Here is a 12,647-nt window from a genome sequence, read left to right as displayed (position 1 = left end):
TTAACATAGATGGAGTGAGTCAATGATCGGTACAGTAATGTACCGTTTTTTTTGTGTTTAGAGAGAATGTTTTGAGATAGTACTTGATAGAGGTGATCAAGCATGAGTGATTATTCGAAAGACAAACCGTATACAAGCTCCCGATCTGATATCCAAAATGTTCTGCGTGATTCTCGTCTGCCTGCTTTGATCTGGGGCATTCTGATTTATTTTTCTGCATTGTACTCCCAGCTACCGATGTTGCCAACATGGTTTGAATTTATGATGTTTACAGCTCTCATTCTGGTTCACGTTCTGCTGCATTGGTATGCAGGATACGTTGTCGATCGAAGACCCTGGATTTATATTGTGACACAAGGATGTATTGTCTGGGGGTGTGCGTTATTCATGCCTAATGCTCATTCTCTCATTTTTGTAAGTCTATTGACGGCTTTGGCCGGTCAGAGTATTGGCGTATACGCTCAACGGATGAAGGTGCTTCTGGTATGTACCTTTTACTGTACCTTGTTTTCTGCCTCCCTGGTTTGGCTCGGGACTACCGAGGATTTGCCATCTACAGTACCATCGCTCTTCTTCATCATGTTTTTCGTAATCGGCTATGCTGCTTTGTTCTATAAACAAGTTCGTGCCAAATTGCGGACCCAGTCGTTTTTACGTGAATTGGAACGAGCGCACAGGAAAGTGGAGGAGCTAACGATTGCCAATGAACGTCAAAGGATGGCCCGTGATTTACATGATACCCTTGCACAAGGGCTGGCAGGTCTTATCATGCAGCTTGATGCCGTGGATGCGCATTTAGAAAATGATAATAACCATCGTGCCCACGAGATTGTTCAGTTGTCAAAAGCCCAAGCAAAGCGCACGCTTTCAGAAGCGAGAAGCGCAATTGACGACTTGCGTTCGTATTCTGCAGAGGTCATAGATATTTCTAAAGCAGTGAAGGAAGAGGCTGAACATTTCTCACATATAACAGGGATTCGTGTTGTCACTCGGTTATCGATGCCCCATCTGGTGGTGCCGAAGTTGATCTTCGAACATAGCTTACATATCATCCGAGAATGCTTGGCCAATACAGCTAAATATGCTAATGCTACGAATGTAGAAATCGTGGTTGCTGCACAGGAAAACGAAATCGAGCTAAACATAACGGATGACGGGATAGGGTTCGATACCAACCTCATGGAGAAACAATCCGGTAGTTATGGTTTAATTGGCTTATATGAACGAACCCGAATTATGGGCGGGGAGATCGGAATTGAAAGCGGAAAGCAAGGAACCCAAGTTTCTGTTCGCATCCCATTACAACAGGAGGACACCAACGTATGACAATCAAGATTCTTATCGTGGACGACCATTTCGTCGTTCGGGAGGGACTTAAGCTGATCCTGGAAACCAATCAAAGGTACGAGGTAGTTGCAGAAGCATCTAACGGTATGGAAGCGATTCGACGGGTAGATACTTACAAGCCGGACATTATTCTATTGGATTTAAACATGCCTGAAATGGGCGGCCTTGATACCATGACAGCGCTCAGAGCTAAAGGAATGGATATACCGATCATTATTTTGACTACATATAACGAGGATGAAATGATGATCCGCGGGCTGGCTTTAGGTGCTAAAGGGTATTTGCTAAAGGACACGGGAAGAGAGATGATATTTCGTTCGATTGATGCAGCGATGCGGGGAGAAACGTTGCTACTTCCGGAGATCAGCGAGAAAGTATTTGCTCACAAGACATCAGAAAAGGCGAAAGAATCATCCTCGACGAGGATATCTCTCACAGACAAAGAGCTAATCGTGCTTCAAGCAATTGCCCGTGGCTCTCGAAGTAAAGAAATCGGCTTTGATATGAGCATATCCGAACGGACTGTAAAGACTCATTTAACGAGTATTTACAATAAATTGGGTGTGGATTCGAGGTCGCAGGCCGTCGCCGTCGCGGTAGAGCGTGGAATATTGCATTTATAATCAAACATTTCATAGATTTGCCCGATCGTACACTTGGGTCTTGCCCTTTTGTACGATTTTTTATTTTTCTCCTCCGTTTATGATAGTTGCATGAATACAAATTGGAGGAGAAATGATGAAAAAAAGACTGACAACGATTCTGGCAACTGTTCTCTCACTGACCATGCTCTCCGCTTGCAGCATCACTAATAGCGGGACTTCAACACAGGAGGAAATTCCGAAACCTGAAAATAACGTTGCTTCCGCACAGAATGAGTTTCCGAAACCAATGGGAAGTTATACGGTCGGGCGTACACAGATGGACTTCAAGTACACAGCATCAGACCATTCAGAAAGAGAACTGACAGCATTATTTTTCTATCCGTCCGACAGCAATGAGGGCAAACCAACGGCAGAGTATGCATTTCCGGAGTTTCATTCACTGAGGGATGAGCTTTTGGTTAGATTAGGGGGCACCGCGGGTGGTGAGCAGCTTTTTGATTCCAATTTCAAGACATGGTCTTACGACGATCTGGCCTTGTCTGAAAAGGAAAAACAATATCCGGTTTTATTCTTTGTTCATGGCGCCGGCGCTTACCCACAGCAAGGCACTTTGTTCGCACAAGACCTGGCAAGCGCCGGCTATATTGTGGTATCCATCGGCCATGCCGAAAGTGGCGTGTACAAACTTAAAGATGGACGAACGATGGGTATGTCAGAGAAATTTATGGACGAAGTAACGAAATACGGAATGGAAGCGGCCACCCTAACCCCACCTGAAATTGTGACAGAGAAGCTTGAGGAAGAAGAAGCTATTGAGATTGCTCGCAAATTAACTTCCGCGCCTGAAGCAGTCAAGTTTGCTAACTATGCCGTTTTACAGAGCGAGGATATTCGATATGTTGCAGATAACTTGTACAAAATGAATACAGGTGACATGGAATCTATGTTTAAAGGCAGATTGCAGCTTGATCTCGGTATGGGTGTGTTCGGACATTCTTTTGGAGGAACGACAGCGGCAATTGTTAGCCGTGACGATGACCGATTTGTCGGCGCTGTAAACCTTGACGGTAATATGTTAGGTGCCTTGGATAGTGATTTTAAGAAACCCTTCATGCAGCTCAGCACTGTACTTGCCTATAATACGAATGCATTTCTTCTTGAATCCAACAGCAAGGACACCTACTTTGCCATTATTGATAATGTAGTCCATGGTGACTTCTCCGATTCCTTGTTTACAACTACGGATAAAGCATCCAGAGGAACCCGGGACGCGATGGAACAGCGCAACATTATCACTTCTTATACAAAGGCGTTCTTTGATAAATATATGTTGAAAAAGGATGCGGATATTGATAGCCTTACCTTTGACGGCGTAGAGATGATTAAAAAACCTCAAAAGCCTTAGTATTGATTTGCCTGAATTTCGGGAGGGTTTATCGCGTAATAAAAGGAGAGAACCGGGTGGTCGGATTTAACTGCACGTGATTCAACTCTGATCTTGAAATTAAAATGATAAAGAGACCTTACTTTTGCTTTAAAACGTTAAGGTCTTTTTATCATTTGGGGAAATATATTTCGAATGAGAGAATGATACATAACTTAAAATAGTTCATATTTAATAAGTTTTAATCATTGATTTTTTCAATACTCACAACCGTTCTAATGGGTGGCGAGGGTTCTAGTTGGTCAAAGCCAGTAGTAATTCTTACTCTTTGCCCTACCTCAATTGTTTCATATGTTTCTCTATTGACCAAATAATACGAAGCTTCCTGGTCTTGTGCTAATTCTATAAAATCCTCAAGATTTCCATTTTCCAGGTCTTCCTTACTTACATTTTGAAGAACAAGAAATTTGTACTTGTCATTTTCATCTGTTTTAAATACTACAGTGCCCTCGAAAACTGGATAATTCTCTTTCTCATCCTTGTTAGAACAGCCCGAAAGTATAATCATACTAATGAAGATAAACAATATTATTTTATTCATAATGACCTCCTTGATTTGAAATAAAGTTTTCCCCTTGCTTTTAAGTATACCCTACGTAAAAAAAACAAATTATTACTAAAAGGTAATTCATACGAAAAAAGTATGCAACATGGCATGAGAATTCCTTTAAATAATAAGTCCCTAGAGTAGAAAAAACAAAAAAAGAGGTCACGATGATGGATATCCTAAAATGGATTCAAAGCTGGTATTATGAAAACTGTGACGGTGATTGGGAGCATTTATACGGTGTGCGAATTGATACGGTGGATAATCCTGGTTGGTCTGTCGAAATCGATTTGACGGATACCTATTTAGAAGATGTGCCATTTGATTCGATTGAAGAAGAGAGAAATGAAGAAGATTGGTTCTACTGTATCGTGAGAGATGGAGTGTTTCACAGTGCAGGGGGAGCAAAAAATTTAGAAGAAATGCTTAATTGCTTCAAAAATTGGGCTTCAAGTTTGGATAGAAGTTAATAATGCACTAACCATCGGGAGTAATCTAAGGAGCGAACCAGATGTATCTAAAAGGATTCAATTTGGATTTACCGTATATTGTAGATGATGAAAATATTGAATCTATAATGAAAAAACAAAAATGTGAGTACAACGAAGCAACAAAATTAGATTATGCGTTGAATTGGAAATGGAAAAGACGCTCTTTTAGTTTGGAAACTCGCTGTATTACAGCGATGTATGAACGTCTGTTGGGGAAATACAAAACGAAAGATTGTTGGAAAGTCCTAATAGAGTGTGTAGAAAACATTACGGATGAACGTATTGTTAACGATTCTGGTGTGTGTTCGGTACCGATCCAATTTAGTTTGAATGACTTTAGTGCAAAAAATGAGTTGGAGAAAAAAAAGGCTACGCTTCGCCTGCTAATGGAAGGCATAGAGAAACTTGCTCTACGTAATAATTGGGATATTGATCCATTTAGGGAGATAGCTTTGCAAATAGAGGAGTTAGATTATGTAAATGAATGGACTTGGAAAAAAGACGTGAAGAGTCCTAATAAGAAGTACAATGCTAGAGTCATTTGTCATCATAATGTAGATAGCATGGATATATTCCTATCTATTTTACAACGTGATGGTACGCAAGTACATTTAGAGAAGGTCATATCAGAACAACCAGATGAATTTGCCTATGCTGAACATCTAGGTGAACTTACATGGGTATCTGATTTTGAAGTTGCTTTAATTAATAAAACAGGTACTAAAAAATTTTCTACAAAACTAAAACATTAATTATTTTGCCTCTAGAAAACATTGTCCACCTGGTGTCATGGTCTCTTTTATTATTAGGCATGCATTTACCTTGAGGTTTTTATTCCTCTCGTATAAATGACATGCCCGTTTTTTTTATTTATGCTGTAAATCCCTTGTGATTTTGCGTCCCGTTGGTGTCTGGGCGAGGCCGCCACCGGCTGTTTCGCGAAGAGATTCAGGCATGGCTGATCCAACCTCTAGCATGACTTGTACAACCTCATCCGAAGGGATGATGCTGCGTACTCCGGCTAGAGCCATATCGGCAGCTCCGAGAGCCGTAATTGCGCCAAAGCCATTGCGCACAATGCAAGGTATCTCGACCAAGCCAGCTACCGGATCACAGATCAGGCCCAGGGTGTTTTTCAAAGCAAGTCCAACGGCGTGGATAGACTGAGAAGGGGACCCACCCCGGATATCCACCAAAGCCCCGGCTGCCATCCCGATGGCAGAACCCACTTCCGCCTGACAGCCGCCTTCCGCGCCAGAAATGAACGAATTGTTAGCAATGACGTAACCAATGGCTCCAGAGGCAAACAGGCCGTAGACCATCTGTTCATCAGTCCATCCAAACCGCTCTTGGCTACTGATAAAAACCCCAGGAATAATGCCACAGGAACCCGCTGTCGGTGTAGCAATAATTCGGCCCATCGAGGCGTTGACCTCGGACACCGCAAGTGCGTAACTCATCGACAGACTGGCATGATCGCCGAGTAGGGACTGTCCACCTGTACGGTAGGCCATCAGCTTACGAGCATCTCCTCCAGTCAAGCCGCTTTTGGAAGTTGTATCGGTGTGAAGACCTTGATGAACCGCACTTTTCATAATTTCGTAATACTCATGCATTTGGCTGAAGACCACGTTCTTGTCTTCGCCCGACTCTTGACATTGTTCTTCCAGCATAAGCTGGCCGAGGGTGAGGTTGCGGGTCTCCGCCAGTTCAGCAAGTTGTTTTAACGTTCGGAAATTCATTGGTGTTAACTCCTTTTTTTGAGAGAGCTGAAGTCAGATATTTATGCTATGGACAGAGTAGAGTGACATCATGGACTTCCGGGAGCACCTCAATCTGGCGGACCACGACAGGATCCATCTTGCCATCACATTCTAATACCATCATGGCTTCGCCGCGTCGGTTCTTTCGATCGACGGACATGTGTCCAATATTAATGTGATTATCCACTAGCAACCGAGTGACGATAGCAATGACGCCCGGTTCATCACTATGACGGATGATGAGTGTAGGGTAGAGTGCCGTCAACTTGAGGTTGTAGCCGTTGATCCGGACGATTTCGATATTCCCTCCGCCGATCGACGTGCCTACCATATTCAATGTGCGATTTCCCGCAGCGTTGGTTAATACAATCTCGGCCGTGTTCGGATGAGGGTACAGACCTGTCCCCGGACGGATGATGGTTTCCATACCGGCAGTATCTGCATGGGCAAATGCATCAGGCAGTCCAGGGTCATCCGTGTCCATGTCGAGCAGACCGCCGACAATGGCGGTGTCGGTTCCATGTCCTTTGTACGTTGCGGCAAAAGAACCAAACATGAGGATCTCCGCATGTGAAGGACATTCCCCGAACAGATGTCTAGCCGTCCGTCCAATCCGTGCTGCTCCAGCGGTATGGGAGCTTGAAGGTCCAACCATGGCTGGACCGATAATAGAAAATACGTCTTTGAACCTCACTGTTTTATTCTCCCCGTTTCGGAGGTTGCACATCTGCCGGAACGAGACAGTCGTAAGCTTCCCCACCGAGTCTGTCCAGCAATTCCTGTTGTGCTTCCTTGACGATCTCTGGATGTAAAATGGATTCAATGGCCGTAGCCGCCATCGCCTTAGCTGCGAGTAACATGCCTTTGTGAGCAAAGCTGCTCTTGCCCTGAGCAACGGTTTGCCATGCGTGAAGCGGCGTGCCAAAGGCCATTGTTGTCGTGATACACTGTGCTGTCGGCACATTCCAGCTGACATCTGCTACATCGGTTGAACCACCCATGAACGTTTCCCGCTCATCCGAATACGGAGCTATAAAGTTAGGTAGGGGGCGTTCAGCCAAAAGCGGCGCAAGCTCAGGGCCAACTAACGCGCCAGCTTCCTGTTGGTTCTGTAGGGGCAGCGTCTCATAGATCGCTTTGGCATAGTTGTATTCATCCTCTTCATACTCAGGTGCGCCGAAGGCAACGAGATGTCGATGCATTATTTTTTCAAGTGTACTGTTCGGAATCAGGTTGGCGCAGGCGCCTTCATATCTAAAGTCCATCGTTGTTTCGGTCATCAGGGCGGCCCCTTCGGCCACTTTCACCAGACGTTCAAACAGATTGCGTACCTGTGCGCTCTTGGGAGCTCGAACGAGATAAGTGACCTCGGCTTCCGCTTGCACTACATTGGGAGCCAAGCCGCCTGAGTTCGTGATCGCATAATGAATTCTGGCCTGATCAATCATATGTTCACGCATATAGTTCGAACCGATATTCATCAACTCAACTGCATCGAGAGCACTACGTCCCAGGTGAGGAGCGGCAGCAGCATGAGCACTAATGCCTTTAAAGGTAAATGTACCGTGAATGACAGCATTGGAGCTTCCGTGCATAACGGCATTTAAGGAATGCGGATGCCAGGAGAGAGCAGCATCTACATCTTTAAAATAACCTTCGCGAGCCAGATAGGTTTTACCATATCCACTTTCCTCGGCGGGACATCCGTAAAAGCGCACCGTTCCCGGGGTTTCCGGATGTTCCTGAAGATAGTCTTTGACCGCTACTGCAGCAGCCATTGCACCAATGCCGAGCAGATTATGCCCGCATCCATGACCGTTTCCACGTGGCTGAAGAGGTTGATATGTGCTGATTCCGGCTTCCTGGCTGAGATCAGCCAGGGCATCGTATTCGCCCAATAGAGCAATAACGGGCAACCCCGAACCATAGGAAGCGATAAACCCGGTTTCCAATCCTGCCACACCTTTCTCAATCGTGAAACCTTCGGATTCCAGCATCCCCATAAGCAGCTCTGCTGATTGAAATTCATCGAAACGTGTCTCTGCAAACCCCCAGATTCGGTCACTGGCATTGGTGAACCTATCGCGTTTTCCTTCAATGGCTTCCGAGATAAATTGAGTCAAATCTACAGTTGTAGTCATAATTCATAGCACCTCTTATTAGTTAAAATGGTTGTATTGTCGTATTGAACATGAACTAAATGTCGAAGTAACATATGGCGGCAAACTCTTGTGTTTATACAGCTTTTGCTTGCATCTCAGTTGTGTTATCCTGATCCGAATTCGAACGACGAGAGAACATCAGGGTAATGGAGCAGATCAGAGCGAAAGCGATCAGCATCATAAAGGCGGTGGCATAAGATCCCCCGGAAGCTTCAACCAGGAATCCGATCAGCATCGGAGTCAGGAAACCTGCAAGCTGAGCTCCTGTGTTAATGAATCCATTGGCTGTTGCGACGACAGATTCGGGCATCGTTTTAAGGGACTTCGAAATGATCAGTGTTGAGATAAATCCGGCCATTGCCGTAACGATTGTCATGTACGTAATGAATGTGGTGATGCTACCCGCGGAGCCCATCAGATACAGGAACAAGGCCACAAGTACACCGAACACAGAAGCGATAATTCGATCTTTGCCTGCCGGGATACGGTCAAGCACATATCCGCTGAGAATCATGGTGAAAATGCTGACCAAAGCCGGAATGGCGGCGAGCAATCCCATTTGAGTCATATCCAATCCCCGGACATTGACCATGTACGTCGGCATCCAGGATTGAAGCCCCCAGTTCACTGCATAAATGCTGAAGTAGCTGATGAACAAATTCCAGATCATGGGCGTTTTCAGGACGGTTTTCAGTGATGTTTTGGGTTGTTGGCCCGAGCCGGAGGTCGCAAGTGCAGGCTTGGCGGGTTCTTTTAATAAAAAGAACATCAAGGCTGTGATGAGGATCCCTACCGCACCAATGATATAGAACAGGTTGCGCCAGCCAATGGTCACAAGGGCGTGTCCGGTAAGAAGCGGAGTAATTACCCCCATAATGGCTGCGGATGACAGCATAATGGACATGGCTCCACTGCGCTGATTAATGGGAAAGTTTGTGGCAATCGCTTTGGAACCGGAAGGGAAGAAGCTGCCTTCTCCGATCCCAAACAGGAAACGAACAAAGATGAGAGAGAACAGCGACCAGGCTGAACCCGTCAGAATAGTGAACACAGACCAGGAGAATAAGGAAACGAGAATAACTTTCCGATAACCGAAACGGTCGGCGAGTGCTCCGCCTGGAATTTGCATAATGGCATATCCGAGAAAAAAGCTGCTGAGGATAATTCCTTGTGCGGAAGCACCTAGGCCCAGATCCTGAGTAATGCCTACAATGGCATAGTTGATGACGAAACGATCCAGGTTGCCAAGACACCAGCCGAGAAACAAGAGAGTGAGAACAATGTACTTGAAGTGTTTACTGTGCATGATTTTAGACAACGCGTTACCTTCTTTCTCATCGGATGTTAACTAAATTTCTGTGTTGCTTTAAAGTTACATGATGTAGGGGTTCCAAGACAATGTATATCTCTGTATAATTATCTGAATCATGATGTGAAAACCTACATTGACAGGAGGCGGCTGCGTTGAATGGAATCTTACATAAAATCCTGCAAGAACGCTTGGGGAACTGTGATTATGAGGTGTGGATCAGCAGTAACTGGGCGGATTGGGTACTGATCGAAGCGATAAGCAGAAGAGAAAGTACACCGCCTTGTTTTGCGGAACAGCTTCCACTGCAACATCCCAAAGAAGAACGGGAATCAGAAGAAAACATGTTAGTTTTTCTTCCATACAATAACAATATATGCGTGGCTATCCGGGTATTTAAGAAGTGGGAGTTTTCTGCGGAAGATTTAGTCACACTGTCGTCTTTGCTTTACCCATACTATACGGAAGCTGTGGCAAGCAAGAGTGAACGAGCATTGAATGAAATCATGAACAGCATTAGGGATGTGACTCAACTTCTGGATCTGAACGAGTTGCTTGGACGGATTTTGGTAAGTGCACTATCCGTTATCCCTTATGAGTGCATAGGTGTGTTGTGGAGGTATGACCCTGCGATCGACGCGTTGACGGTCAAGGCAAGAGCAGGGGAGATGGGTGAAGGCATGCTGAGGATGAAACTGAAGCCAGGTGAAGGGATCATCGGGAACACCTTTAAGCGAGGTACACCAAAGCTCTACAACGGTTTATCTACAGTAGAAGACGACTTTGGCAATATGACATTGGACAACAAATATCATCTGAATTCAGCGTACAATTTTCAAAATATAGGTTCAATCATTTCGGTACCTATCAAGGTGGAAGGCCAATCGGATTGTGTGTTAATCGTTTATCAAAAAGGAAGAGTCCCGCTATTCACGGAGTCGGATGTGCGACTGCTGCAAAGCTTCGCGGATCAGGTTTCGATTGCGATTACAAATGCCAAACTGTACGAGAATCTGAGCAAACAGAACGCGACACTCATGAAGCGGGATGAGATTCACTCCTCGCTTATGCGGCTTTCCCTACAAAATAAGGGTGCAGTATCTATTGTTAACGAATTGGCACGTGTTATTGGCGTACCGATGACCTTTGTGGATTTTATCGACAATGAATGGATTCCGAAACGCAGCAAAATCATGAATGGGTGGACTGCAGAAAGTCTTCGCAGCTTGTACGAATCCTTGCATCATCCGGATTATCTGACGTGTATCGAGGGAGAAGCCGACCGATCGTATCAATATCTGTATCCAATCGCTTCAGCCAATCAGTGCCTTGGTTATCTCATTATCCAGATGAATACAAAGCTTGAACCACTGCAATTGATTGCGCTGGAGCAAGGAGGCTCTATTCTAGCCCTGGAATTAATGCGCAAACAGTCCCTGGCCGAATTTTATTTTAAGAAAACACAGCAATTTTTCAACGATTTGAGGCTCAGTCAGGATTCAGAGGATTATTGGCAGAAGTCCGGGGAGATTGGAATCATTCCTTCAACCTCCATCGTGGTGGGACTGCTGGAGTTTGCTGAGTGGGTCAACCCTTCTACGCTTAGCGCGTTGTCTGTTCAATTGGTAGCGTATCTAAGAGAGAAAATGCCAACAGGAGCGCTGCCCATTGCGTTTGGCAATGAAAGACGAATTACAGTACTGCTTATGCTGAACGAGTCGCACAAGTCAGGCAAACTGGAACAACAGTTCAGCGCATTGCTGCCGGAGTGGGAACATCGAAATCATGTGAAATTGTTGGGGGGATTAAGTTCCGTGCGGTCTGGAGTCGATGCCATTAATACGGGATATCAGGAAGCGGACAAGGCGCTTGCATACCAGAAGACAAGAGGAGAACAGGGGACGATCCGATATACGGATATTGGTGTTAACCGGTTGTTTATCCGGCAGCCGGTTGAGGATTTGAATGCGTTTATGGCAGAGGTATTCGAGCCGCTGAGGCCTGCCAAAGGGCAGACCGGTGGGCTAGAAGAAACACTGATGACGTATATGGCGTGTGGAGGTTCTGCGGTCCAAGCTGCGGCAACACTTCATATTCATATCAATACTTTGTATCAGCGTATTCATAAAATCGAAGAGATTTTGGGCATGTCCCTGAGTAATCAGGAGCATCTGCTCCATCTGCAACTAGCCTGTTATCTAAAGCAGACATATCGTTCATCGTGATGTTCACAAATCAACTTACTTGAGATCAAGATTCAAACGTGTTACCGACATAATGAAAAGAGTGAATATGCGTTTTGGTGAGATCAATCACGTTTTTGATAAATGCCTCACGTGATTCACGATATCCGCTTAATATCCAATTGTTTAATAGTCCAAAAAAACCGTAGGCGGTATAGTACTTGAAATAATCCATATTAACTGGGGAGTTGTTGATCGTCTCAAAGACAAATTGCTCCTGATAGATTTTGAGTATGGTTTGTGGAAAGCCTGTATGTAGACCGGGTAAAGTATCATCGTATTGAATCAGTTCGAAGAAATCACGGTGCTCGTAGATATAATCCACGATTTGAAAAGATTCGGCATCCAGCTTGTTTGTTGAAACCTTTTGACCGTGCCAATAAGGTTTGCCTACTGCGCCCCTCAATCCTTCGAGTGTCATACTCAACAACTCTTCGGCGAGAATATATTTATCCTGGTAGTGTAAATAAAACGTGCTACGATTATAACCCGCCTGATCAACGATGTCTTTGACAGAAACACCATGGAATCCTTTTTTCTTAATGAGCTGAATCAGAGCAATTTTTAGGTGCTCCTTGGTTCGATTACGATGTTGAGATGTCACAATAAGTTCATTATTCATTCAAAAAAACTCCTATAAATATAGACATAGTTTTATAAAGTGTCTACGAGGTAGACACTTGGTCACATCTTAATGATTGGATTGTTACAATTTTAAGCATAGAATTAGTTTTGT

The 12,647-nt window shown here is 44.7% G+C and carries 12 protein-coding genes; 6 read left to right on the top strand and 6 right to left on the bottom strand.

What is annotated here, in order from left to right; translation table 11 throughout:
• Window positions 1-102: 102 nt before the first annotated feature.
• From MHB71_RS09105 to MHB71_RS09095, 3 genes are all read left to right on the top strand, one after another.
• A complete protein-coding gene (locus MHB71_RS09105; RefSeq protein ID WP_340029361.1) occupies window positions 103-1,326 on the top strand; it encodes a sensor histidine kinase in 1,224 nt (407 codons plus the stop codon).
• Complete coding sequence (locus tag MHB71_RS09100; protein ID WP_340029360.1) at window positions 1,323-1,970, top strand: response regulator transcription factor; 648 nt, start codon at window positions 1,323-1,325, stop codon at window positions 1,968-1,970. Before MHB71_RS09105 ends, MHB71_RS09100 begins: the two co-directional genes overlap by 4 nt.
• A 115-nt stretch (window positions 1,971-2,085) precedes the next feature.
• Window positions 2,086-3,357, top strand: coding sequence for a hypothetical protein (locus MHB71_RS09095; protein WP_051447396.1), 1,272 nt, complete (start codon window positions 2,086-2,088; stop codon window positions 3,355-3,357).
• Between the two features lie 220 nt (window positions 3,358-3,577).
• Here the strand turns inward: MHB71_RS09095 and MHB71_RS09090 are convergent, their stop codons facing one another.
• Complete coding sequence (locus MHB71_RS09090; protein ID WP_036615470.1) at window positions 3,578-3,937, bottom strand: DUF3221 domain-containing protein; 360 nt, start codon at window positions 3,935-3,937, stop codon at window positions 3,578-3,580.
• A 173-nt stretch (window positions 3,938-4,110) separates the two neighbouring features.
• Between MHB71_RS09090 and MHB71_RS09085 the strand changes: the two genes are divergently transcribed.
• Window positions 4,111-4,413: an immunity 53 family protein gene (locus tag MHB71_RS09085; RefSeq protein ID WP_235431574.1), complete on the top strand. Its 303-nt coding sequence runs from the start codon at window positions 4,111-4,113 to the stop codon at window positions 4,411-4,413.
• A gap of 41 nt (window positions 4,414-4,454) precedes the next feature.
• The gene (locus MHB71_RS09080; protein WP_340029359.1) at window positions 4,455-5,186 is read left to right on the top strand and encodes a hypothetical protein; all 732 of its coding nucleotides are present in this window, start codon (window positions 4,455-4,457) and stop codon (window positions 5,184-5,186) included.
• 114 nt (window positions 5,187-5,300) lie between these two features.
• On the opposite strand, the gene sdaAA is transcribed toward MHB71_RS09080, so the two are convergent.
• The 4 genes from sdaAA to MHB71_RS09060 all read right to left on the bottom strand — a co-directional run bounded on the left by sdaAA (window position 5,301) and on the right by MHB71_RS09060 (window position 9,677).
• Window positions 5,301-6,176 (bottom strand): L-serine ammonia-lyase, iron-sulfur-dependent, subunit alpha, encoded by an 876-nt coding sequence (sdaAA, locus tag MHB71_RS09075; RefSeq protein WP_340029358.1) that lies wholly within the window; start codon window positions 6,174-6,176, stop codon window positions 5,301-5,303.
• A gap of 46 nt (window positions 6,177-6,222) precedes the next feature.
• Window positions 6,223-6,891: an L-serine ammonia-lyase, iron-sulfur-dependent subunit beta gene (gene sdaAB, locus MHB71_RS09070; RefSeq protein WP_340029357.1), complete on the bottom strand. Its 669-nt coding sequence runs from the start codon at window positions 6,889-6,891 to the stop codon at window positions 6,223-6,225.
• Between the two features lie 4 nt (window positions 6,892-6,895).
• Window positions 6,896-8,338, bottom strand: coding sequence for a M20 family metallopeptidase (locus MHB71_RS09065; RefSeq protein WP_340029356.1), 1,443 nt, complete (start codon window positions 8,336-8,338; stop codon window positions 6,896-6,898).
• Between the two features lie 94 nt (window positions 8,339-8,432).
• The gene (locus tag MHB71_RS09060; protein WP_340029355.1) at window positions 8,433-9,677 is read right to left on the bottom strand and encodes an MFS transporter; all 1,245 of its coding nucleotides are present in this window, start codon (window positions 9,675-9,677) and stop codon (window positions 8,433-8,435) included.
• Between the two features lie 146 nt (window positions 9,678-9,823).
• On the opposite strand from MHB71_RS09060, the gene MHB71_RS09055 reads away from it, so the two are divergent.
• Window positions 9,824-11,893 (top strand): helix-turn-helix domain-containing protein, encoded by a 2,070-nt coding sequence (locus tag MHB71_RS09055; RefSeq protein WP_340029354.1) that lies wholly within the window; start codon window positions 9,824-9,826, stop codon window positions 11,891-11,893.
• A gap of 25 nt (window positions 11,894-11,918) precedes the next feature.
• On the opposite strand, the gene MHB71_RS09050 is transcribed toward MHB71_RS09055, so the two are convergent.
• Entirely contained in the window at window positions 11,919-12,533 is a 615-nt protein-coding gene (locus MHB71_RS09050) for a TetR/AcrR family transcriptional regulator (RefSeq protein WP_339187096.1), read from the bottom strand.
• Window positions 12,534-12,647 lie beyond the last annotated feature (114 nt).

The sequence above is a fragment of the Paenibacillus sp. FSL H7-0940 genome, from assembly GCF_037979415.1.
Lineage (GTDB): Bacteria > Bacillota > Bacilli > Paenibacillales > Paenibacillaceae > Paenibacillus > Paenibacillus amylolyticus.
Note: the sequence above shows the minus strand (reverse complement) of the source record. Positions and strands in the feature narration are given on the sequence as shown.

Bases quoted from the DNA above. Each gene is read 5' to 3' on its own strand.
- MHB71_RS09100 (WP_340029360.1), top strand. From the start codon at position 1,323: ATGACAATCAAGATTCTTATCGTGGACGACCATTTCGTCGTTCGGGAG.
- MHB71_RS09085 (WP_235431574.1), top strand. From the start codon at position 4,111: ATGATGGATATCCTAAAATGGATTCAAAGCTGGTATTATGAAAACTGT.
- MHB71_RS09090 (WP_036615470.1), bottom strand. From the start codon at position 3,937: ATGAATAAAATAATATTGTTTATCTTCATTAGTATGATTATACTTTCG.
- MHB71_RS09080 (WP_340029359.1), top strand. From the start codon at position 4,455: ATGTATCTAAAAGGATTCAATTTGGATTTACCGTATATTGTAGATGAT.
- sdaAA (WP_340029358.1), bottom strand. From the start codon at position 6,176: ATGAATTTCCGAACGTTAAAACAACTTGCTGAACTGGCGGAGACCCGC.
- MHB71_RS09065 (WP_340029356.1), bottom strand. From the start codon at position 8,338: ATGACTACAACTGTAGATTTGACTCAATTTATCTCGGAAGCCATTGAA.
- MHB71_RS09105 (WP_340029361.1), top strand. From the start codon at position 103: ATGAGTGATTATTCGAAAGACAAACCGTATACAAGCTCCCGATCTGAT.
- MHB71_RS09050 (WP_339187096.1), bottom strand. From the start codon at position 12,533: ATGAATAATGAACTTATTGTGACATCTCAACATCGTAATCGAACCAAG.
- MHB71_RS09095 (WP_051447396.1), top strand. From the start codon at position 2,086: ATGAAAAAAAGACTGACAACGATTCTGGCAACTGTTCTCTCACTGACC.